Here is a 22,063-nt window from a genome sequence, read left to right as displayed (position 1 = left end):
CGCGCCGCCGCGGGCGTCGGCGACGCGACGTGGGCTCGCCGTCGCACCGGCGCTCGGCCGGTACGCGCGGAGGGGATGGCGCGAGCCGCCGGGCGCTGCGCCATTCAGGGTAATTCGGGGTGCTTCCCTGGCGTTTGCGGTGTGTCGCGCGCCTACTGGTGCTACAGACCGGTGGGTTCCCCATCTGCCGGGGGACGGCGACCCGGGAATGTTCCCGTGCGGATCGCCGTAAGTGCGCACCCCCCCGCACCCCCCAGCCTCCGATGCACCGCCCCGCGCGCTCGCAGTCGCGCATGGCGAGTAACGGCCCACCATTCCAACCGCTTTGGAGGGCCCGTCATGGCTACACCCACTGTCACCCTGGTCACGGCGTCACCCAACCCCGCGGTCTCCGGGCAGTCGGTCACGCTCACCGCCACCGTCATCCCGCTCGGCACCGGAACCCCCACCGGCACCGTCACCTTCGTGGTCAGCGGTGGCCCCACCCTGACCGGGACGCTGTCGGGCGGGACCGCCTCGGTCACCGTGAGCGGCCTGAGCGGCGGCACCCACATCGTCACCGCCACCTACAACGGCGACGCCAACTTCACCTCGTCCACCGGCACCACGGCCGTCCTGGTGATCCCGGCGTCGACGACGACCACGGTGACCTCGGCGCCGGACCCCTCGACGCTGGGGCAGCCGGTGACGTTCACCGCCACGGTCACCCCGGTCGCGCCGGGCGCGGGTACCCCGGCCGGCACGGTCACCTTCATCATCGGCGGCAGCGGAGGCGGTACGTTCACCCAGCCGCTGTCCGGCGGCATGGCGACGCTCAGCCTCAGCACCCTCGGCGTCGGCACCCACACCGTGGTCGCCCTCTACAACGGCAGCACGGACTTCCTGCCGTCCACCGGCACCGACACCCACACGGTGAACCCCGGCCCCGCGGCCACGACCACCACACTGACGTCCTCGGCCAACCCGTCCGTCTTCGGTCAGCCGGTCACGTACACCGCCACGGTCACGCCGAACCCGCCCGCGACCGGCACCCCGACCGGCACGGTCACCTTCACGATCACCGGCACCGGCGGCGGCACATCCACCCAACCGCTGACGGGCGGCACGGCGACGTTCACCACCAGCGCCCCGGGTACGGGGTCGCACACCGTGACGGCCACCTACAGCGGTGACACCAACTTCGCCACGTCGTCCGCGTCGCTGACCCAGACGGTGAACAAGGCGGATACGACCATCGCGGTCAGCTCCGACACCAACCCCGCCCCGGCGCTCCAGGCGATCACCTACGCCGCCTTCGTGGGCCCCGTCGCCCCGGGTGCGGGGACCCGCACGGGAACGGTCACCATCACCATCACCAACGTGCTGAACCTGATCACCGTCAGCGGGCCGGTGGACTCCACCGGGTTCTTCTTCGCCCACGTCGGCGTGAGCGCGGGCACCTACAGCGTCACCGCGTCCTACTCGGGTGACGACAACTTCAACGGCTCCACGAGCCCCACCTACACCCAGGTCATCACCTGACCGGTCAGCACCGCACCGCACTGAGCCCCGCCACCACCCGAGGGGTGGTGGCGGGGCTCGGCCGCGCGTGTGCGGCCTACGAGACCGGGCTGGGTATGCGGTGCCTCCCGCGCCCGGGATGATCGCCCCCGCGGTCTCGGGCTGCGCCAGACCGGCGCGCTCGAGGGAGGCGAACCGCATGTCCATGGCCGACAGCAGTTCCGCACCGCCACCGCGGGCCAGCCCGCACACCTTGGCAATCGTGATCCGCGGCAGCGACCTGAGGCGTTCGTGGAGCCGCATCATCGGGTTCAAGGAGGGTCGTCAGCCAGATGATCGCGGATCCTGCCCGGCGGTGCTTCGCGGTGCAACGTCGTGACGACGACGCTGTGATCGGTTCGACCAGCGGGGCCAGAATCGCTGCCAAGAGGACCGCATGAGGGGTGGGATACCAGGCGATCGAGGACGTGGCGGGCACGGTCGCCGAGCTGGTGGAGGAGGGCAAGGTCCGGTATCTCGGCCTGTCCGAGGCGGGCCCTGACACGGTCCGCCGGGCCCACGCCGTGCACCCGGTGACGGCGGTCCAGTCGTCGTACTCGGTATGGAGCGCGTCGTGGGAGCCGCCCGCCGCCGGGTCCTGGTCGGTGGCGGGCGGCTCGTACGACGCCGCCCAGCTACCCCGCTACTCCCGCCGCGCCGAGGCGCACCCGCACCGCAGTGCTGCCCAGGCGGGGGATGTCCACCAGGATGTCGTCGCCGTCGAGCGTGGCGGGGCCGTCGGGGTCGCCGAGATAGGTGGCGCGCTCGGCGCCCGCGACCGGGAAGCCGCACCTGAGGCGGACCGTGCGCGGCTCCGTGACGAAGGACTGGAGCCTCACCAGCAGGTCGACGCCGTCGTCACCCGGCACCGGGGCCACGTCGCGGACCGCGACGCGCGTGTCGTCCACGGAGAGCAGCGCGCGTTCGGCCGGGCGGTCCGCGTCGGGGGCACCGTGCGCCGGGACGCCGATCAGCGGGTGGTCGACCTCGTAGGCGGTGCGCAGCGCCAGGGCGTCGGCGTCGATGCTCTCGCCGTCGCGGCGCACGCCCACCGCGTAGCGGAAGGTGGTGTGGAACGCCTGCTGGGACGGGAAGTTGGTGTCCCAGAGGTTGTTGTGCACCCAGGAGTAGACCGTGCCGGGCCGGCGCGGTGCGGTCGAGTCGGGGAAGGGCGCGTAGGGCAGGGCGATGGTCTCCGGCTCGACCAGCGGCGCGTCCCGGGTGATCCAGGCGACGGGGCCGCCGTCGTCCGCCAGGGAGACGAACGACCGCACGGCACGCATGTGCTGGGGTGCGCCGGGCACATGGGCGAGGCCGGTGCCGGTCAGTGCCCCGGTGATCTCGTAGTGCACCGTGGGCCGCGTCAGCGCGAAGGGGAACGCGAGGTAGGCGCTCTCCTTCGTCATGGTGGCGGGCTTGTCGAAGCGGTTGTCGATCACCAGGTGGGCGTCGTCACGGCCGAGGCTGAGCGTGGTGCGGGCCCGGCGGACGCCGTCGGCCGCGTACTCGTAGGTGAGGCGCCGGCCGAGGGCGTCGTCGACGCGTTCGAGGAGTATGGCGGGGCGGGCCAGGGTCCGGGAGCCGAGGAGTTCCAGCTCCTCGCTCACGGTGGTCTTGTTGGCCTGGTGGTTGTAGCCGCCCGCGGTGGTGTAGGTGTCGTAGACGTAGCCGTTGAAGCCGACGACGGCGTCCTGGTCGACGAGTTCGCGGCCGGTGGCCTTTTCGACGAGGCTCGCCACACAGGCCGTGGTCAGGTCGACGCGGACGCGCAGATGGTCGTTCTCCAGGATCAGGTCGTCGGCGGTGGGCAGCGGGACGGCGCGGTTCCCGCGCTTCTCGCCCTCCTCGTCCTCCTCGCCCCCGTCCAGGCGGAGCGCGGCGGGGGAGGTCACCGCCTTGCCGCCGTCCGTGCCGGTCACCGTCACATCCAGCCGTACGAGGCCGAACGGCGGCACATCGGGCACCTGGATGTGCAGCCACCGCCCGGCGTCCCGGTGGACCGGGTTGGTCTGCGCCTCCTGGACCAGCGGCAGTTCGGCGCCGGTGCGGCCGTCGGTCACCGACACCGTGCTGGTGAGCGGGACCCGGCTCTCGCGCAGGAACACCGTCACGACCGAGGTGCGGGCCACCGCCGTGGTGTTGACGGCCCAGTACGTCACATCGGCGCCGGCCGCGGTGGGCAGCAGGGCGCCGAGTGCGGCCGAGGCGTGGTCGAGGAAGGTGTCGGCGTCGTTGTCGCCGTGCAGCGCGTATCCGTACTTCCAGTGCCACTGCTGCTCGCCCGACTCGCCGCCCGCGTCACCGTGGGTCCACGGGTCGGCGGCGCCCCAGGTGTGCTCGTTGAACAGGGACACCGACCGGTACACCTGGTCGGCGCCGCCGCGGGCGGCCGCGGCCAGATCGGCGGTGGGCGCCGCGGGGGAGGCCAGGGCGGCCATGCCGTAGAGGGTGGTGGCGTCGGTGACGGTGGACTGGGCGCGGCGCACCATGGCCTGGGGCCGGGCGCCCGAGCCGACGCCCTCGACCCACCAGTCGCCCCAGTCACCCTCGAAGGCGGGGATGGCGTCGCCGAGCCGGGCCTCGGCGTCGGTGAAGAAGTCGGTGTTGGTGGACAGCCGCAGCCTGGGGCTGTCCCATGTCTCGTTCCAGCGGCGTACGGTCTCGGCGAGGATCAGCCGCGGCGGCGCGTTGTCCCCGAAGTGGCCCTGCACCCTCAGATGCAGCACATCCCACGGGTAGGGCTCGCGCTCGCCCGGCGAGGGGGACGGTGAGCCGAGGAGCTCGGGCGGGATCGGGTAGGGGTTGGTCGCCAGCGACGTCAGATAGGCGGGCAGCAGGTCGTCCACCATGGCGTAGGAGGTGTCGAAGCCCAGCACCGGCCCTTCCATATAGGCCAGGCCGTGGGGGCTGTCGGTCATCCACACCAGCACCTCCTTGCCGGACGGGGCGCGCCACCGGAACAGGCGCGGCAGCCGTGCCCCGCCGTTGGTGGTGGGCACCGAGCGCCCGGCCCAGTTGTGCGCCACCGACAGATAGCGCACGCCCAGCGGGGACAGGGCGTCCGGCAGCCCGGCGACGGAGCCGGGCACATCGGTCTGCATGGCCGAGTGGAACTCGATCCCGTAGGTGTCCCGCACCCGGCGGGCCAGCCGCAGCAGTTCGTGCAGTTCGTCGGTGGAGCAGGTGTCGCTGTGGAGGTTGTACGGCATGGCGGTCAGCTCGATCTGGCCGGCCCGGACCCGCTCGACGAACTCCGCGACCCGCTCCGGCGGCCGGACGGCGGCCCACTGCTCGAACGACCACAGCGACTCCACGGCCCACCGGAACCTGGCGTCATCGGGCCAGCCGTCGGTGGTACGGGTCAGATCGAGGCAGGAGTCGAGGAAGGCGACGTGTTCGCCGAGGACGGTGCCCTGGGGATCGGTGTAGCCGATGTCCAGATGCGAGTGGTGGACCAGGTGGATCGTCCAGTCCCGCGGTGGTTCCAGCGCGAAGGCGAGCACCGCCGACGCGTCGCCGTTGCGGGCCTGGATCCGTACGTCGCGGCGGTCGGTCTCCAGCGGGAGCATCAGGCGTGGCCCGCCGGGCGCGGGCAGCACCTCGACGGGCACCCGGCCACGGCCGGCGACCTCCACCTCGAAGGTCCAGCCGCCGGTGTCGGGCGTGTCGCCGGAGACGAGGATGCGCACGCCGCGCCGGGCGCCGGTGTCATCGCGGCGTACGAGGTGTTCCGGCAGGGCCCGCAGTTCCACGCCGCCGGCCCGCGCGGTGGCGGCGACGGCCAGGCCGATCATGCTCGTCCGGGCCTTGTCGGTGGACCAGCGGCGGTCGCGTACGAGGGCGCGCGTCGTCATATGTCTTCTCTCCCAGGGTGGTTCGGTTCAGGCCGTGAGCCGCAGGCTGTTGACGAAGAAGCGCTGGAACACGAAGAAGAGGATCACGGTCGGCAGCGACGCCAGGAGCGCGCCGGCGAGCACGACGGGCGGCCCCACCGTGGAGTAGTTGCCGCCGAGGTCGGCCAGTGTGGCCGTCACCGGCCGCACATTCGGGCTGAGCGACAGGGTGATGCCGAACAGCAGGTCGTTCCAGATCCAGGTGAACTGGAAGATGAACGCGGCCAGCAACGCGTTCCTGGCCAGCGGCAGATGGATCCGCAGGAACATCGACAGCCAGTTCACGCCGTCGAGCTGGGCCGCCTCGGAGATCTCCCTTGGCACGGTGAGCATGAAGTTGCGGTTGACGAAGAACGCGAAGGGGATGGTCAGCGCCACATAGATCAGCAGCATGCCGTACTGGGTGTCGTAGAGGTCGGTGGCGGCGTACCCGGTGAACAGGGGGGACAGAAACGTCTGGAGGGGCAGCACGGTGCCGGTGAAGATGAACCAGAACCAGAATCCGGGCCGCCGTACCGGCATCACGGTGACGGCGAACGAGGCGAGTGCCGCGATCAGCACCGCCACCGCCGCGCCGATCACCGCGTACAGCAGGGTGTTGAGCAGTCCCCGCCCGACGTCGGCGCTCTCGAACGCGGCGCGGATGTTGGCGAACAGCCCGGGGGAGGCGAACCACCACCGTGGCGATCCGGTGTACTGCTTGGCCGGGGTGAAGGCGTTGACGACGACCAGCCAGGTCGGCACCAGCCACAGCACGGAGACCAGGATGACCAGGGCGCCACGTACCGTCCTGCCCGTCATACGGCGTCCCCCGACCGCTGTCGCACCTGTTGCCGCAGGTAGAGCCAGGAGGCGGCGATGACGACGACCGTCAGTACGACGGAGACGGCCGCGCCGTAGCCGTACCGGTTGAGGGTGAAGGTCTGCCGGTACATCGTCAGCGCGAGCGTCTCGGAGGCCGTTCCGGGGCCGCCCTGGGTGAGCAGCCACACCATGTCGAAGGTCTTCAGGCTGTTGACGATGGACATGCCCACCACCACGACGGTCATCGGCCGCAGTTGCGGCACGATCACACGCAGAAAGAGCTGGAGGCCCTGCGCGCCATCGATCCGGGCGGCCTCGATGGTCTCCGGGGGAATGGTCTGGAGCCCGATCAGGAACAGGATCAGCGAGGCCCCGGTCGCCTGCCACGTCGTGGCCACGATCATGACGAGGGTGTTCATCGGCCAGTGCAGCAGCCACTCCTGCTGCCAGCCGCCGAGCCCCACCGCGGCCAGCGTCTGGTTGACCGCCCCGTCGCTCTTCAGCAGGAACGTCCACAGCAGCGCCGTCGCCGAGCCGGAGAGCGCGTACGGGATGACCACGGCGGTGCGGGCCACCGCGCCCCAGCGCACCGAATGGGTCAGCACCGCGAGGAGCAGGCCCAGCAGTACGGGAAGGACCAGCGTGCCCACCACCCAGAGCACGGTGTTCAGCAGCGACCGGCCGAAGTCGGGGTCGGAGAAGAGCGCGGTGTAGTTGGACAGGCCGACGAAGCGCGCGGTGATGCCGTTGTCGTCGAAGAGGCTGCGCCATGCGGTGACCAGGAAGGGCACGACCAGGAGCAGCAGGACCAGCGCCACGGCGGGGGCGAGGAACGCGCCCACCCAGGCGGCGGCTCGGTGGCGATCGGAGCGCGGGCCGGGCACGGGGGCCTCGGGGCGGCGCGGCCGCGCTCGGCCGGCCGCCTCCTCGGCAGTGGTCAGGACGTCCACATCTTCCACTCCTTGTCGGCTCGGTGCTGCATGTTCGTCAGGGTCTTCGTCGCCTGCGCCGACGTGGGGTCGATCATGAAGGCGCTCAAGTCCTGGACGTTCCCTTCGATCAGTACCGGGGGCGACGCCTCCCAGTAGCGGATGGCCTGGGTCGGCCGGTCCCGTCGCACCTGGGCGGCGACCTGGCGCACCGTGTCCACCTTCGGCACGACGCCCGGGTCGGCGGAGGTGTCCCGCAGGAATCCCGTCCACGCCGTCTGGACCGCCGGGTCGAGCCAGGAGCGTGCCACGGCCAGGGCGGCGTCGCGCTTGTGGGCGTTCGCCGATACCGCCAGCACACCGCTCTCCACGAGGACCGAGGGGGCGCCGCCGGGCGGCGGGGGCAGCAGGAACGCGCCGAGGTCGGCCTCCTTGACCCCGGTGTCGAGGAACGCCCCGGTGTTCCAGGTGCCATAGAGGCACATGGCGGTGCTGCCCCGGGTGAACTGGCCCGGTACGTCCGTGGACGAGGCGTCGGGCGAGGAGAACGCGCCCCGCCGGTACAGATCGCTCCACAGGACCATCGCGCGCCGGCACACATCGTCGGTGTACGAGGCCCGGCCCGCCGCGAGGTCGAGGTAGAAGCGGTGGTCCAGCCCGTTGACGAGCTGCTGGAACCAGATCGAGGACTCCCAGGTGGTGGCGCCGCCGGAGGAGATCGGGGTGATGCCCTCGGCGTGGGCGGCGTCCACCACGTCGAGGAACTGCTGCCAGGTCCTCGGCACCTCCACCCCGAGCCGCTTGAAGACGGACCTGCTGTGGAAGACCACGTAGTACGACTTGTAGAGCGGGACGCCGTACTGCCGTCCCTCGTGGCTGAAGGTCTCGCGCAACGCGGTGTCGTCGCTCCAGCCGCGCCGGGCCGCCTCGTCCCAGGCGTCGGTGACATCGGCGAGGATCCCGGCGCGGGCGATGTCGCGCAGCCGGTAGCCGTTCCACCACTTGATGAGATCGGCCGTGGAGTCGGTCTGCGCCGACATCCGCACGATCTGCTGGTAGTTGCTGACGTTGGGAACCGCCCGCGGCGCGAGCCGGAAGCCGGACAGTGGCCGCAATTGGCTGCCCGCCGCCCGGAAACCCGGCGCCCAGGTGGGGTTGTCGTTGAACACCGAGACCACGTCGGCCGGTGCGGGCCGGCTCATCGAACCTCGTGCGCACGCACTGAGCGCGAGACCGGAGACGGCTGCGAAGGAGGAGGCCAACACCCGGCGGCGGCTGGTCCCCTGTGGCATGTCGATCGACCCCATCTGAGACCCCCTCGTCACGGAATCACCGACCTGATAAGTTATCGGTAACGTACAGGCGTGCAGGTGGTTTGAAAAGACGCGCGTTAACGTATCTCACGGGATTGGTGACATGGGCGAGGCTCCGCAGGTCAAGGCGAAGGCACCGCAGAAGGCACCGCGGTACGATCCGGCACCGTGCTATCCCGTCCTCGCCGACACGGTCGCCGTCGGCTGGGCCGACGCGGCCGGGACGCTTCCGAAGGGGACCCGGGTCCTCGCCGTGGACGGCCCCGCCGTACTGGACTGGGCCGCCGTCGCCGCCGGGCTGCGTGCGGCGTTCGACGATCGGCGCACCCCGGTGGAGTTCGCGGACGTCCGCACGGCGGTGCGCGACTGGGAGACGGTACGGCGGCTCACGGACTCCGAAGAGCTGCGGGACGACCCCGACTTCGCGCGGCTGGCCGGGGGAGAGCTGTCCGACCTGATGGACCCGCGGGCCCTGGCGGGGCTCGCAGGCCCAAGGGAGATCGGTGCGGGTGAATCCGGCCCGGGGGAGGGTGGCCCGGGGGAGGGCGGCGCGGGAGAGTCAGGCCCGGGGGAGGGCGGCGCGCTGCGCATCCTGCTCGGGCCCGGCGCCGCGCTCGCGGACGCCGACGTCCTGTGGTGGGCCGATCTGCCCAAGCGGTACGCGGAGGCGGCGGTCAAGCGTGGCCGGGGCCGCCACCTCGCGGCGCCCGAGGATGAGCCGCCGACCCTGCGGCGGCTGCTCTACATCGACTGGCCGCTGCTCGACCGCCATCGCGACCAGATGGCGGGGCGGATCGACCGCTGGATCGACGTTACCGATACCGTCGCCCCGACGTCGATCGGCGGGCAGGCGCTGCGCGAGACCTGCCGGTCGCTCGCCACCCGCCCCTTCCGTACCCGGCCGACCTTCAACTCGACGCCGTGGGGCGGACACTGGGGACAGGAGACGCTCGGTCACAACCCGGACGCGGAGAACACCGCCCTCGGCTACGAGCTGATCGCGCCGGAGAGCGGTGTCCTGCTCGGCGACGACGCCTCCCGGTGTGTGGAGGTGCCGTTCCAGCTCGTGGTCGCGCTCTCCCCGGTGGATGTGCTCGGCCCCGCCGTGCACGAGATGTTCGGCACGTCGTTCCCCGTGCGCTTCGACTACCTCGACACCGTCGGTGGCGGCAACCTCTCCGTCCACTGCCACCCCAGGCCCGACGACATGCGTGATGTCTTCGGCTGGCCGTACACCCAGCACGAGACCTACTACCTGATGCACGCCGGGGACCACAGCAAGGTCTTCCTCGGACTGCGCGAAGGCGCCGACGTCGAGGCGTTCCACCACAGCGCGCACGCCGCCGACGCACACGGCACACCGTTCGACATCGAGCGGTATGTGCAGGTGTTTCCCGCCGAGGCCGGACAGCTCTACCTGGTCCCGGCCGGTACGCCGCACGGCAGCGGCGAGGGCAATGTCGTCCTCGAAGTCAGCGCCACCCCCTACCTGTACTCCCTGCGGTTCTACGACTGGCTGCGGCGGGACGCCGCGGACCGGCAGCGCGCCGTGCACGTGGAGCACGCCTTCCGCAACCTCGACCCGGCGCGCTCGGGGGCCGCGGTCGCCCGCGAACTGGTCCAGCGGCCCCGGCCGCTGCCCTCCGGCGACGGCTGGACGGAGGAGTTGCTCGGCGCGCTGCCGGCGATGTTCTTCCAGGTGCACCGGATCGCCGTCGAGCCGGGCCGGACCGCCGAGCAGCGGACCGACGGCCGCTTCCATGTGCTGACCGTGGTGGACGGGCAGGGCGCGGTCATCACCACCGCCGCCGGGCACCGGCACTCCGTACACTATGCGGAGACTCTCGCAGTCCCGGCGTCCGTCACCTCCTACCGCGTGCACAATCAGGGGCCGGAGCCGGTCCGTCTGGTGAAGGCACAGGTGGTATGAGCGCACACTCGGGTTCCGAACCGGCCCTCACCATGCGGGACGTGGCCGCGCGGCTCGGCGTCAGCCCGATGACCGTCTCCCGCGCGCTGCGCGGTCAGCGTGGTATCGGCGAGGCCACCCGGCAGCGGGTGCTCGCCGAGGTGGAGGCCCTCGGCTACCGCCCCAACAAGCGGGCCCGGGAGCTGCGTTCGGGCGGCCCGAACGAGCTCATCGGCCTGGTCGTGACCAACCTGGCGAACCCGTTCTACTCCCAACTCGCCGTGGGCCTCGAGCAGATCTGTGTGGGCTACGGCGCACGGGTCATGCTCGGCAGCACCGGGGAGGACCCGGCCGCCGAACGCGAGGTGGTGGCCGACCTGGTGGACCGCGGTGTGGACGGCCTGGTCGTCGTCCCGGCCGGGCATGACCACAGCCACCTCGCCGGAACACGGCTGCGCGACGTCCCGGTGGTGCTCGCCGCCAGCCCGCCGATGGGCATCGACGTGGACTGCGTCCTGGTCGACGACTTCGGCGGCACCCGGGACGCCTGCCGCCGGCTCATCGCCCGCGGCCACCGCCGTATCGGCTTCCTCGGTCTGCCGCCGTCGCTGTGGACGGGCTCCGAGCGCTTCCGCGGCTATGCGGTGGCGCTGGAGGAGGCGGGCATCGCGCTCGACGAGCGGTACGTCAGCCGGCACCGGAGCGACAGCGCGCTCGCGGAGCAGGCGGCCCGCGCCATGCTCGCCCTGCCGGACCCGCCGACCGCGCTGCTGACCGCCAACAACCGGAACACGGTGGGCGCGCTGCGCGCCCTGCGGGACCGCGCGCGGGACCAGGAGCCGGTCGCCCTCGCGGGCTTCGACGACATCGAACTCGCCGACATGCTGCACCTGCCGCTCACCGTCGTCTCCTACGACCCGGTCGAGGTCGGCCGGGCCGCGGCGACGCTGCTCTTCGAGCGCCAGGCGAGCACCGCCCCGCAGCCGTCGCGGCGCGTGACGATCGCGACCACACTTGTCGACCATCCGGCGCCGCGGTAGGCGCCGATGACGGTTTCCGGAGGTCCCGTGCCGCCCAGCGTTATGCCGTCCACCGTCGTGCCGCCTCCCCTCGTGCCCGTCCTCGAAGTGGGCGGTTCCCATGTCACCGGGGCGGCCGTCGACCTCGACCGGGCCCGGATCGCCGACGGCACCAGGCGCCGCCTGCCGCTGGCGCCCGACGTCGGCCCCGAGGACTTCCTCGCCGCACTCGCCGAGACCGCGGGCGGCGTGCTCTCGGCGACCGCCCGCGGCGCGCGTGCGGTCCGCGGCACCTGGGGCATCGCGGTCCCGGGGCCGTTCGACTACGCGCGCGGCATCGCCCGCTACCACGGCGTCGGCAAGTTCGCCTCGCTGGACGGCCTCGCCGTCGGCGAACTCCTGACGCCCCGGCTGAACCCGCGCCCGGCCGGGCTGCGGTTCCTCAACGACGCCTCCGCCTTCGCGCTCGGCGCCCGGCACACGGTCCACACCGGAAGCGGGCGCCTCGTCGCGATCACACTCGGCACGGGGATCGGCTCCGCGTTCCTGGACCGGGGGAGGATCGTCGAGGACGACCCGCGCGTGCCGCCCGAGGGCCGCGTCGACCTGCTCACCGTGGACGGCCGTCCGCTGGAGGACACGGTCTCCCCCCGGGCCATGACCGCCCGCTACACGGACCGCACCGGCCGACCCGTCGACGGGCTGCGGGAACTGACGGCCCTCGCCGTGGCCGACACCACCGCCCGCGACATCATCACCTCGGCCCTGCGCACCCTCGGCGACACCCTCGCCCCCTGGCTGACCGCCTTCGAGGCCGACACGGTGGTCTTCGGCGGCTCCATCACTGCCGCATGGCCCCTGATAGGCCCACCCCTCCACGCCGGTCTGACCCACCACGACCCGCGGCTCGCACGACTCACCCTGTCGGTACGCGACGACGGCGAGGACCAGGCCCTCCTGGGCGCGGCGGTGTTCGCGGCCCGCCGCGCGTAGCGCCCGCCCACCCGACTCGCACATGGACCGCGGACCGGACCGGGGTATCAGGGGCGGGTCCGGCACAGTTCCTGGTCCACGAGTGTGCTCATGGCCTGCTGGGTGTCGTCGCCGCCGTCGCTGGTGACGTACACCACGGCGGTCCGGGTGCCGTCTCGGGTGGCGCCGGCCCAGGTGTGATAGCCGAGCAGTTCGCCCGGGTGGCCGAAGTAGCCGCCGCCACAGGACAACGGGATCTCGCCCAGACCGAGTCCGTACCTCACGCCCAGTTCGGGCGCTGGTGTGGTGGTCGTCATCTCGTCGAGCTGTGCCGGAGCCAGCAGACGGCCGCCGAGCAGTGCGGCGTAGAACCGGTTCAGGTCGTGCGTGGTGCTGATGATCGAGCCGGAGCCGGCGGCCATGCTCGGATTGAGCGCCGTGACGTCGAGGCTGGTGTCGGTGGAGAAGGCGGCGTAGCTGTGGGCGTGCGGGCCCGGGATGGACGGGGAGGCGCCGGGCGTGCTGGTGTTCCTCAGGCCCAGCGGGCGGATGATCCGGGCGTTGACCTCCTGTGCCCAGCTCCGGCCGGTGACCTCATGGATGATCATCGCGGCGAGAATGTAGTTGGTGTTGGAGTACGACCAGCCGTCGCCCGGCGGGAAGTCGGGCCGGTGGTTCATCGCCAGCGCCACCAACTCCTGCGGGGTGTAGGTGCGGAACCGCTCGGCCCGATAGCCCTCCGCGCTGTTCAACGCGGGTATCTCCGGCAGGACGTCATGGATGCCGCTGGTGTGCTGGAGCAGTTGCCGCACGGTGATTCGGCCGCCGTCGTTGTCGTTGCCCTGGACCACTCCCGGTAACCACTGCTCGACGGTGTCCTCCAGGGACATGCGCCCCTCGCCGACGAGTTGCAGCACGACCGTTGCGGTGAAGGTCTTGGTGGCGCTGCCGATCCGGAAACCGCCGTTCCGTGGCATCGGCCTCCCGGTGCCCACCTTGGCCGTCCCGGCGCGTGCGCTGTCATGTCCGTCCGGTGACGTCACCTCGGCGAGCACACCGACGGCCCCGGTGTCGTGGACCGCGTCCACCCGCTGTTGGAGCGGATCGGTCTGCCGAGGCTTCGCCGCCGCCGGTCCGGTCGAGGCGGCGAGGAGGACCGTGGCCGCCAGGCCGGTCAGGGCGAGCCGGCCCCGTCGGTGTCTTCCCAGCATCTGCATGGTGAGCCCTTTTCTGTTCGGGTTGCCCCGCTCGTTGGGGGGCCGCGCAGGCCGCGCCCGCGGCTGTTTCGTCCCCGGAGCCGGTGGTCTGCGACCATCCCACCAGCGGAGCGGGGATCGGCCCATCCGGTCGTCCCCCTGACATGCCGATGCGCTGCCCTCAGGGCAGTGGCTGGGGTTACCCCCCGTGGACATGCTCGAGGCTTCCTCCAGAGGGCATCGGGGAAAGCCTTCGCTCGTCCGGACGACATGCCCCGCCGCACCCGGGTGGCGCGGCGTGCCACGCCACCCGGGTGCGCCCGCGCCTCGCGCCTAAGGTGACGCCCGGAGGTGGAGCATGCGAGTGGGGTTGCACACGCTCGGGATCGGTGACGGTGCTGGCCACCGGCGTACTCCTGCTGCCCGAGCACAACCCGGTCCTGGTCGCCAAGCGGGCCGCCACACTCGATGTGCTCTCCGCCGGGCGGTTCGGCCTAGGGGTCGGGGTCGGCTGGTCGGCCGAGGAATTCGCGGCGCTCGGAGTCCCGTTCGCCGGGCGCGGGCGGCGCGCCGAGGAGTACCTTGCGGCGATGCGCGCTCTCTTGGCGGCGTATCCGGCCTCCTACGCGGGGAGTTCATCCGCTTCGAGGCGATCCGGGTCAACCCGAAGCCCCCGCGCGGCGGGCGGCTGCCGGTCATGGTCGGTGGCAACAGCGACGCCGCCTTGCGCCGGGCGGTCACGCTCGCCGACGGCTGGTACGGCTTCAACGTCCCGGTGGCCGACGTCCCGGCGCGGATCGCCGTTCTCGCCGACGAGTGCGCCCGCCACGGCCGTGCGTTCGACGAGCTCACGGTCGCCGTCGCGGTGAGCGACGGCACCCCGGAACACCTCCCCGCACTCGGCGCGGCGGGCGTCACCGAACTCGTCCTCGTCGGCGCTCCGCCGCCCGCTCCCGACGCGGCGGCCACCTGGGTCGCGGAACTCGCCCGGACCTGGACCCGCCCGGCGGCATAGCCAGGGCCGAAAGGGTGCCGGAGTCAGGTCTGTGCCGGCCCTGGGATGCCCAGTCGGTCGGCCACGGCGGTGAGTGCCGTTCCCAGGGGGAGGGCGACCCGGGTGACGGCGTGCTGGTCGCCGCGGGTCGGGTCCAGGTTGACGATCAGCACCGGCTTCCCGGCCTTGGCCGCCTGGCGGACGAACCGGAGCCCGGACATCACCGTCAGTGAGGAGCCCAGGACCAGCAGTGAGGTGGCCTCACGGACCAGCTCGCGGCAGTGCTCGACCCGCCGCGGCGGAACGGCTTCGCCGAAGAACACCACGTCCGGTTTGAGGATGCCGCCGCAGACCGTGCAGGGCACCACGCGGAAGTCCCCGACCTGCTCGTCGGTGAGGTCGGCGTCACCGTCCGGGTTGATTCCGGCGGCCACCGGCGCGAAGCCCGCATTGGCCTCCTCCAACCGCCGGGCCAGCTCGCGGCGCGGGCTGACGGCGCCGCAGCCGAGGCAGACGACCCGGTCCAGGCTTCCGTGGAGTTCCACGACGCCCTCGCTGCCGGCGGACTGGTGCAGGCCGTCGACGTTCTGGGTGATCACCCCCGAGAGCAGGCCGTGTCGCGCGAACGCGGCCACGGTCCGGTGCCCGGCGTTGGGACGGGCCCGGCCGAAGGTGCGCCAGCCGAGGTGGCTGCGGGCCCAGTACCGGCGCCGGGCCCGGGCGCCACCGGTGAAGTCCTGGTAGGTCATCGGGGTATGCCGGCTCAGGCTCCCGCCCTCGCCCCGGTAGTCGGGGATGCCCGACTCCGTGGAGATGCCCGCCCCGCTGAGCACCAGCACCCCGCCGGTGCTCAGCGCGTCGGCGACCGGAGCCAGGTCCGTGGTGCCCGGCGGCAGGTCCTCGACGGGGGTCCAGCTCAAAGTGGGGCGCATGCGCATGCCGCCAGGGTACGGAACCGGCCGCCGCCATCCACTGCCGCCGTCGATTCCCGGGCAACGCGGCGGAGCGCGTGGTGGCACACCGTATGACCGCCGCGATACCGAAAATGGCCGGAAGCCTCAGCCGCGTATGGTCACGCCGTGGCGCGTACGCAGTCGGCGCAGCTCCCACAGGGAGAGTCCGGTCACCGAGAGCGGGCCGCCGAACAGGGAGCAGAATTGAACCCACAGCGGCCCGCTCGGCATACCGCTCCCGGTCACGTTGAAGACGGCGGTCACCCAGACGATCACCATGGTGATCACGGCCGGCAGCGCGGCGTGCACATAGGCGGTGTTGAAGGCGGAGCGCGCGACGTAGGCCGAGGCCAGGAAGAAGAACGGCAGCAGCCACAGTACGAACCAGAGCGCCGGGACGGCGGCCACGAACAGCCATACCCCGTGCAGTCCGTGCAGCAGCGTGGTGCCCAAGATCAGGTATATCGAGCCGGCGAGGACGGCCACGGTCAGGACGTACCAGCCGACGGTCTTGAACGGGACGCCGAGCCGGGAGCGCAGCAACCGCCGCCGCTCCGCGGGCGCGTAGCGGATGAAGAGGGCGATCACCACCGGTCCGGCGATGATCAGCAGGACCGGGGTCAGGATGAGCTGGGCGACGCTCTCATTGGCCTTGCCCTCCAGGCCGTCGTCCGACCCGTACACGTAGTAGAGCGCGATCGTCGCGAGGACGCCGATCGCCGTGCGGGTGATCTGGACGCGGTTGACCACGGGATCGTGCACGCGCCCGCCGCCGTCCTGGTCGAACAGTCGTCGCGCGGCCCGGTGCACCGAGCGGGCCAGGGGGACGATCAAGACGAGGAAGGGCACCCGCCGGTACCCGCGCCGGCCCCTGGGCGCGGGCCGGTAGGGCCCGGGTGGCGGGGGCGGGGGCCCATAGGGGTTCGGTGGCGGCGGCCCGTACGGATCCGGCGCCGGCGGCGGCCCGTACGGATCGGGTGCCGGTGGCGGCCCCCAACGGTTGCCTCCCTGCCCGGGGCCGTTCGGCGGACCCCATCCCCCCGTTGCCATCGCGTTTCCTCCTCGCCCCCGCGGCCCATGCGTTCGACCGCTCATTTTTCGCCAGTGGCCGGGGAATTGTAAGGCACGCAGTTGAAGTCCTGCCGGGTCGCTCGGGGCAGGGGGGTTCATTCCCTTGCCAGCGCCGCCAGCACGGTGGCGGCCAGCGCCGCACGGGTGACCATGCCCGACACCGAGGTGTTCTCCGAGCGGGCGTGTGCGCCCGAGCCCACCGCGCCGATTCCGTCCAGGACCGGTGTGCCCCGGGCCACCACGAAGTTGCCGTCGCTGGCTCCGCCGACCGACGCCTCGGGCAGGTCGTGTCCGAGCAGTGCGGCGCACCGGCGGGCCAGGCCGGCGAGGGCGGCGACGCCTTCCGTACGTTCGAAGACCGGGCGGTTCCAGCCTCCGGTGACCTCCACGCGGGTCCGTGGGTCGACGGGACGCACCGCGGCGAGGGCCGCTCCGAGGCGCTTTTGTTCGGCGGCGGTGGCGACGCGCACGTCGATGCGGCCGACGGCGTGCCCCGCCGTGACGTTGCTGCGGGTGCCTCCCTCCACCACGCCCACGTTCAGCGAGGTGCCCGCGTCCGGGGCGCGCAGGTCCGTCAGACGCAGGATCTGGTGGGCGAGTTCGTCCACGGCGCTGGCTCCGGCGGTGGGGTCCAGACCGGCGTGGGCCTCGGTGCCGGTGACCGTGACGGTGAAGAGTCCGACGCCCTTGCGGGCTGTCTTGATCGCGCCGTTGGCGGCGGCCTCGAAGACCATGGCGAGGCGGCTGTCGCCGGCCTCGTCGACGATGGCGTCGCGGGAGGCGAGGCTGCCGGTCTCCTCGTCGCCGTTGAGCATCACGGTGCAGGCCGGGCGGGGCAGATCGAGGGAGTCGAGGGCGCGCAGTGCCCAGACCGCCTGGACCAGACCGGCCTTCATATCGAAGACGCCGGGGCCGCTGATGTGGTCGCCGTCCCGCCGGAAGGGCCAGGTGTCGAGGGTGCCGGTCGGCCAGACGGTGTCGTAGTGGCCGAGGAGAAGGACGGGGCGGTGGTCCTCGGCGGTGGTGTCCCGGGCAGGGTAGCGGCGGACGAGGATGTCTCCGGCCTCCTCGCGCGCCAGGGTCTCCTCCGCCTCCGGTGTGCCGAGGCGCCGGTCGAGCCAGTCGCGCAGCCAGCCGAGGCAGGTGTCCAGGGCGGCCAGGTCGTCGCTTGCGCTGCCCTGGGAGGTGTAGTCGGCGAGGTCGGCGACCATGTCCTCGCGGTGGGCGTCGAGCCACCGCCGCACCGCTTCGGCCTGTTCGGCGTCGAGCGGGAGCGGGAGCGGGAGCGAGGGCGCGGGGGGCTGGGCCAGGCGGTCCAGTTCGTCCAGCCGTGACTCCGACATGTCCTGTGCGGCACCCTCCAGTTGGCGCAGACCGGTCACGACCGTGTGCAGCAGAGTGGTGGGCAGACCTTCGCGCGCCGCGTGCTGGAAGACCTCGGTGTAGTGCGTGGGGGCTTCCACGGGCCGGTGGCGCACCGCGAGGTCGCGCCAGATACCGCTGCGGTCCTTCGTCTGGGTGCGCAGCCATGCGGTGAGCCGGTCGAAGGCGGCGTTCTGGGCGGCTGGGTCCGTCCCTTGCCGGAAGGGGTGCGGCTCGAAGGCGTCGAACGCTTCCAGGGTGACGCCGAGGCGGTCGGATACGGCGAAGATCTCGCCGGTGAGCGCGGCCATGGCGGGGCGGTGCCGGTCGATGAGGTCGGCCATGGGAGCGTCCGCGAGGGCGGTGGCGGCGAGCATGGCGCCGAACCCGGCCTTGGCCCACAGATATCCCTCGACGTTGTCGCTGGCCACGGCCGGGCCCCAACTGTGCAGATGGGCCACCAGATCCCGGACCCTCGGGCTGACCGGCGCGCCGTTCGGCTCGCCGATGACGAGGGCTCCGGCGCCGCCGTCCAGGACGACGCCCGGTTCGATGACGTCGGCGAAGATGTTCACGAAGGCCGCGACGGTGCGGGCGGCCCCCAGACGCCGGGCGATCAGCGACTCGTTGAAGCCGTTCTGAAGGGAGACGACGTAGCCGTCCGGGGCCAGGCGGGGTGCGATCCAGTCCAGCGCGGTGCCGGTGGCCTGCGCCTTCACGGCCAGCAGTACGCGGTCTAGGGTGCCGGTGAACTCGTCCGGGGTGGTGGCGGTGACCGGCACGCTCTCGCGGGTGTCGCCGCGGGCGACGACGAGTCCGCGGGTGCGGATGGCGTCCACATGGGCGCGGTCGGTGTCCACGACGGTGACCGGGTGGCCGGCCCGGGCGAGGGCGAAGGCGAGGGTGCCGCCGATCGCTCCCGCGCCGACGACGGTGTATCCGGGCCTGACCGGCTGGGCGTCGTTCATCGGGTTGTTCGTCCTTCTTCCCTGCTCGTGGTCGTGGTCGCCGTGGTCGCGGTGTTCGCGGTCACCGGCCCCGGGGCGGGCGGCGCAGTGGCGCGGGTGTCGTCGGGCTGCCAGATGCGGGGCAGGTGCAGGGCGCCCGTGCTGGATCCGCCGTCCACCCGCAACACCTCGCCGGTGATCCAGGAGGCATCGGGGCCGGTGAGCCAGCGCACCGCCCGGGCGATGTCGTGTGGTGTTCCCGGGCGGCCCAGTGGGTTGGTGCCGATGGCCTCGGCGTACTGGGCGGAGACGGGGTTGCAGTCGCTGTCCACCGGGATGAAACCGGGGCTGACCGCGTTGACGCGGATGCCGTGCGCGCCCAGTTCCAGCGCGGCGGCACGAGTGGCCATCTCCAGGGCGGCCTTCGAGCTCGCGTACGGGCCTCCGCCGGGGCGGGCGCGCAGCGCGGAGCCGGAGGAGATGTTGACGACCGCACCGGGCCGTCCATGGCGGATGGCGAGCCGGGCGAAGGCTGCGGTGGCCAGGACCGGGGCGCGCAGATTGACGGCGAACAGCCGGTCCCAGGCCATCGCGTCCACGTCGGCCATGTCGAGGGAGGGGTAGACGCCCGCCGCGTTGACGAGGACGTCGATGGGGCCGTGCTCCGCCCAGGCGGCCTCGACGAGGGCGGTGGGCGCGTCGGGGTCGGCCAGGTCCGCGGCCCGTGGCGCGGTACGGGTTCCCACCCGTGCCCCGGTCGGCCGGAGCGCGGCGAGGTCGCGGTCGACGAGGGTGAGGAACGCGCCCCGGGCGGCGAACTCCTCGGCGATCGCCCCGCCGATGCCGCCCGCGGCGCCGGTGACGAGGACGTGGGTCATCAACTGAACTCCTTGTCCTTGGTCTCCGGCATCGTGAGGTAGACCACGAGGGAGATCAGTGAGGCCGCCGATACGTAGATCCACAGCAGATCGCTGTGGCCGCTCTCGTGCATCCACGTCGTCAGATAGGGCGCGGTGCCGCCGAAGAGCGCGACGGCCAGGGCGTACGGCAGGGCGATACCGGTGGCGCGCACCTCCGGTGGGAACTGCTCGGCCATGATGACGGCGCAGTTGGCGGAGTAGCCGAGGATCAGCAGCATGCCGACGAGCTGGACCAGGAACAGGCTGAGGAAACTGTTGCTCAGCAGATGCAGCAGGGGCCAGGCCAGGACGACGAAGCCGCCCGCGAACCCGGCCATGGTCGGCTTGCGGCCCAGCCGGTCCGAGACCACGCCCACGAGCGGCAGCGCGATGACGAAGACGACCAGACACAGCGTCTGGGACAGCAGCGCGGTCTTCAGCGGGATGCCGGTGGTCAGATTCGCGTACGTGGGAAGGTAGTTGACCCAGATGTAGTACGTGAGGGTGCCCGCCACCGTGATGCCCGCGACGCGCAGCGCGGCCCCGGGGTGCTCCACGAACATGGCCTTGACGGGATTGGTGCGGGTGCGGCCGGAGCCCCGCACCTGGGCGAAGGAGTCGGTGTCCGCCACCGAGACCCGCAGCCACAGGCCGACCAGCCCGAGCAGACCACCGAGGATGAACGCCACCCGCCAGCCCCAGGAGTGCAGGGCGTCCTCGCTCAGCGCCGACGTGGCGAGGGTGCCCAGGAGGGAGGCGACGAGCACACCGCCGGCGACCGACACCTGCTGCCAGGACCCGGCGAACGCACGCCTGCCACGGGCCGCCGACTCGACGAGGAACGCGGAGGACGAGCCGAACTCGCCACCGGCGGAGAAGCCCTGCACCAGCCGGGCGACCAGCAGAAGCAGCGGCGAGCCGATGCCGATGGTCTCGTAGGAGGGAGTGATCGCGATGACGAATCCCGCTGCCGCCATCAGACCGACCGTGAGGGTCATGCCCTTCTTGCGGCCATGGCGGTCGGCGTAGGCGCCGAGGACGGCGGCACCGACCGGGCGCATCACGAACCCGACGGCGAAGACGGCGAGCGTGGACAGCAGGGCCACCGCGCCGTCGCTCTTCGGGAAGAACTCATCGGCGATGATCTTGGCGAAGATGGAGTACAGGGCCCAGTCGACCCATTCGACGGTGTTGCCGATGGTCCCGGCGACGATGGCCTTGCGCTGGGCGCCGCTGAGCCGGGGCGTGGCGGGGGCGGCGCCGTCCTGGCGCAGGGGGCCGGTGGGCGTGGCGGATCCGGTGTTCATGGTGTGTGCTCCGGAGTGTCGGCGGCGAAGCCTGATGTGGTCCGGCCGTGCAGCACATCGCGGGCCGTGTCGGCGAGCTGCGCGTGCGTGGCGTACCAGACGCCGGGGTGAGCGGCGATGTGGTCGAGAAGCTCCCGCAGCGCCACCAGACGCGAGCGGTGGCCGATGACATGCGGGTGCAGGGTGAGCTGGAAGACGCCGCCGTCCCGGTAGGCGGCGTCGAACTCGTCGGTCCAGATCTCCCGTACGTCGCGCGGCCGGCTGTGCGGGCGGGCGGACCCGTAGCGGTCCATGGTGAAGTACGGGGCGTCGTCCCGGATCCAGTCGACGGGGATCTCCACCAGGCCGGTGGGCCGGCCGTCGGCGACGATCTCGTACGGCTCGTCGTCGGCCATGAGCGAGGAGTCGTAGGCGAAGCCCAGTTCGAGCATGATGGCGAGGGTCGAGTCCGAGAAGTCCCAGGACGGGGTGCGGATGCCGACCGGGCGGTGGCCGGTCAGCGTGGCGAGGGTGTCCAGGGCGCGCGCCGTGAGGTCCTTCTCGTCCGCGCGGCCCAGCAGCATGTTGCGCTCGTGGATCCAGCCGTGGACGGCCAGTTCATGCCCGTCACGGGTGTAGGCGCGGGCCTCCTCGGGGTGGACGAGGGCGGAGACGGCCGGCATGAAGAAGGTCGCGGGGACGCCGTAGCGGGCGAGGAGGTCCAGGATCCGCGGGGAACCGGCGCGGGCTCCGTACTCGCCCTGGGCGAGCAGACCGGGGCTGGTCCCGCCGTCGCGCAGCGGGATCGTCTCGTGGTCGGCGTCGAAGGAGAGGGCGACCGCGACGCGGGCACCGCCGGGCCAGCGGTCCGGGACCAGCCGCCGCCCGGCGCGGACCGCGTCGACGTGGCCGCGCCAGGTGCTCTCGGGCCAGCGCCAGCTCTCCGAGGGCAGGCCGAAGTCGTCTGTGGGCATGGT

16 protein-coding genes and 3 pseudogenes are annotated in these 22,063 nt (G+C 72.2%); 7 read left to right on the top strand and 12 right to left on the bottom strand.

Annotated features, from left to right (window positions below; translation table 11 throughout):
- The first annotated feature begins 339 nt into the window (after positions 1 to 339).
- Positions 340 to 1,521 (top strand): Ig-like domain-containing protein, encoded by a 1,182-nt coding sequence (locus ACK1X7_RS09310; RefSeq protein ID WP_413114935.1) that lies wholly within the window; start codon positions 340 to 342, stop codon positions 1,519 to 1,521.
- A gap of 144 nt (positions 1,522 to 1,665) precedes the next feature.
- On the opposite strand, the pseudogene ACK1X7_RS09305 reads toward ACK1X7_RS09310, so the two are convergent.
- A pseudogene (locus ACK1X7_RS09305) lies at positions 1,666 to 1,803 on the bottom strand (enoyl-CoA hydratase/isomerase family protein); the annotation flags it as partial.
- A 155-nt stretch (positions 1,804 to 1,958) separates the two neighbouring features.
- On the opposite strand from ACK1X7_RS09305, the pseudogene ACK1X7_RS09300 reads away from it, so the two are divergent.
- A pseudogene (locus ACK1X7_RS09300) lies at positions 1,959 to 2,120 on the top strand (aldo/keto reductase); the annotation flags it as partial.
- Positions 2,121 to 2,174: 54 nt separating this feature from the next.
- Here ACK1X7_RS09300 and ACK1X7_RS09295 read toward each other — a convergent pair.
- Genes ACK1X7_RS09295 through ACK1X7_RS09280 form a run of 4 tightly spaced genes read right to left on the bottom strand, consistent with a single transcriptional unit; the run spans position 2,175 to position 8,472 of the window.
- Positions 2,175 to 5,393 carry an alpha-mannosidase gene (locus tag ACK1X7_RS09295; protein WP_413114934.1) on the bottom strand — a complete coding sequence of 1,073 codons (3,219 nt, stop codon included), beginning with the start codon at positions 5,391 to 5,393 and terminating at the stop codon, positions 2,175 to 2,177.
- Between the two features lie 27 nt (positions 5,394 to 5,420).
- A complete protein-coding gene (locus ACK1X7_RS09290; RefSeq protein ID WP_390792532.1) occupies positions 5,421 to 6,233 on the bottom strand; it encodes a carbohydrate ABC transporter permease in 813 nt (270 codons plus the stop codon).
- Positions 6,230 to 7,186: a carbohydrate ABC transporter permease gene (locus tag ACK1X7_RS09285; protein WP_385141848.1), complete on the bottom strand. Its 957-nt coding sequence runs from the start codon at positions 7,184 to 7,186 to the stop codon at positions 6,230 to 6,232. The genes ACK1X7_RS09290 and ACK1X7_RS09285 overlap by 4 nt, the downstream gene beginning before the upstream one ends.
- On the bottom strand, positions 7,174 to 8,472 hold the full coding sequence (locus tag ACK1X7_RS09280) for an ABC transporter substrate-binding protein (protein ID WP_413114933.1): 1,299 nt from the start codon (positions 8,470 to 8,472) through the stop codon (positions 7,174 to 7,176). The genes ACK1X7_RS09285 and ACK1X7_RS09280 overlap by 13 nt, the downstream gene beginning before the upstream one ends.
- Positions 8,473 to 8,581: 109 nt before the next feature.
- On the opposite strand from ACK1X7_RS09280, the gene ACK1X7_RS09275 reads away from it, so the two are divergent.
- The 3 genes from ACK1X7_RS09275 to ACK1X7_RS09265 are packed head-to-tail and all read left to right on the top strand — an operon-like array spanning position 8,582 to position 12,399.
- Positions 8,582 to 10,408 (top strand): class I mannose-6-phosphate isomerase, encoded by a 1,827-nt coding sequence (locus ACK1X7_RS09275; RefSeq protein ID WP_398161375.1) that lies wholly within the window; start codon positions 8,582 to 8,584, stop codon positions 10,406 to 10,408.
- The gene (locus ACK1X7_RS09270; protein ID WP_361501523.1) at positions 10,405 to 11,427 is read left to right on the top strand and encodes a LacI family DNA-binding transcriptional regulator; all 1,023 of its coding nucleotides are present in this window, start codon (positions 10,405 to 10,407) and stop codon (positions 11,425 to 11,427) included. The genes ACK1X7_RS09275 and ACK1X7_RS09270 overlap by 4 nt, the downstream gene beginning before the upstream one ends.
- 27 nt (positions 11,428 to 11,454) lie before the next feature.
- The gene (locus ACK1X7_RS09265) at positions 11,455 to 12,399 is read left to right on the top strand and encodes an ROK family protein (RefSeq protein ID WP_413114932.1); all 945 of its coding nucleotides are present in this window, start codon (positions 11,455 to 11,457) and stop codon (positions 12,397 to 12,399) included.
- 47 nt (positions 12,400 to 12,446) lie between these two features.
- On the opposite strand, the gene ACK1X7_RS09260 is transcribed toward ACK1X7_RS09265, so the two are convergent.
- Positions 12,447 to 13,595, bottom strand: a complete 1,149-nt coding sequence (locus ACK1X7_RS09260; protein WP_385141836.1) for a serine hydrolase domain-containing protein — start codon at positions 13,593 to 13,595, stop codon at positions 12,447 to 12,449.
- Between the two features lie 143 nt (positions 13,596 to 13,738).
- Here ACK1X7_RS09260 and ACK1X7_RS09255 point away from each other — a divergent pair.
- Both ACK1X7_RS09255 and ACK1X7_RS09250 read left to right on the top strand, forming a co-directional pair.
- Positions 13,739 to 14,158, top strand: a pseudogene (locus ACK1X7_RS09255) (LLM class flavin-dependent oxidoreductase); the annotation flags it as partial.
- A 113-nt stretch (positions 14,159 to 14,271) separates the two neighbouring features.
- On the top strand, positions 14,272 to 14,589 hold the full coding sequence (locus ACK1X7_RS09250) for a hypothetical protein (protein WP_413114931.1): 318 nt from the start codon (positions 14,272 to 14,274) through the stop codon (positions 14,587 to 14,589).
- Between the two features lie 23 nt (positions 14,590 to 14,612).
- Here the strand turns inward: ACK1X7_RS09250 and ACK1X7_RS09245 are convergent, their stop codons facing one another.
- The 6 genes from ACK1X7_RS09245 to ACK1X7_RS09220 form a co-directional block, all read right to left on the bottom strand.
- Positions 14,613 to 15,506, bottom strand: coding sequence for an NAD-dependent protein deacetylase (locus ACK1X7_RS09245; RefSeq protein WP_385116021.1), 894 nt, complete (start codon positions 15,504 to 15,506; stop codon positions 14,613 to 14,615).
- A gap of 120 nt (positions 15,507 to 15,626) precedes the next feature.
- On the bottom strand, positions 15,627 to 16,370 hold the full coding sequence (locus ACK1X7_RS09240; RefSeq protein ID WP_385141830.1) for a hypothetical protein: 744 nt from the start codon (positions 16,368 to 16,370) through the stop codon (positions 15,627 to 15,629).
- Between the two features lie 317 nt (positions 16,371 to 16,687).
- Positions 16,688 to 18,922, bottom strand: a complete 2,235-nt coding sequence (locus tag ACK1X7_RS09235) for a 2-dehydropantoate 2-reductase (RefSeq protein WP_390792536.1) — start codon at positions 18,920 to 18,922, stop codon at positions 16,688 to 16,690.
- On the bottom strand, positions 18,919 to 19,779 hold the full coding sequence (locus ACK1X7_RS09230; protein ID WP_413114930.1) for an SDR family NAD(P)-dependent oxidoreductase: 861 nt from the start codon (positions 19,777 to 19,779) through the stop codon (positions 18,919 to 18,921). Before ACK1X7_RS09230 ends, ACK1X7_RS09235 begins: the two co-directional genes overlap by 4 nt.
- Positions 19,779 to 21,107 (bottom strand): MFS transporter, encoded by a 1,329-nt coding sequence (locus ACK1X7_RS09225; protein WP_385141821.1) that lies wholly within the window; start codon positions 21,105 to 21,107, stop codon positions 19,779 to 19,781. Before ACK1X7_RS09225 ends, ACK1X7_RS09230 begins: the two co-directional genes overlap by 1 nt.
- Entirely contained in the window at positions 21,104 to 22,060 is a 957-nt protein-coding gene (locus tag ACK1X7_RS09220) for a polysaccharide deacetylase family protein (protein ID WP_398161381.1), read from the bottom strand. Before ACK1X7_RS09220 ends, ACK1X7_RS09225 begins: the two co-directional genes overlap by 4 nt.
- Positions 22,061 to 22,063: the final 3 nt, after the last annotated feature.

The organism is Streptomyces sp. CY-1, assembly GCF_047218265.1.
Taxonomy (GTDB): Bacteria; Actinomycetota; Actinomycetes; order Streptomycetales; family Streptomycetaceae; genus Streptomyces; species Streptomyces niphimycinicus.
This window is presented reverse-complemented; position numbering and strand designations above follow the sequence as displayed.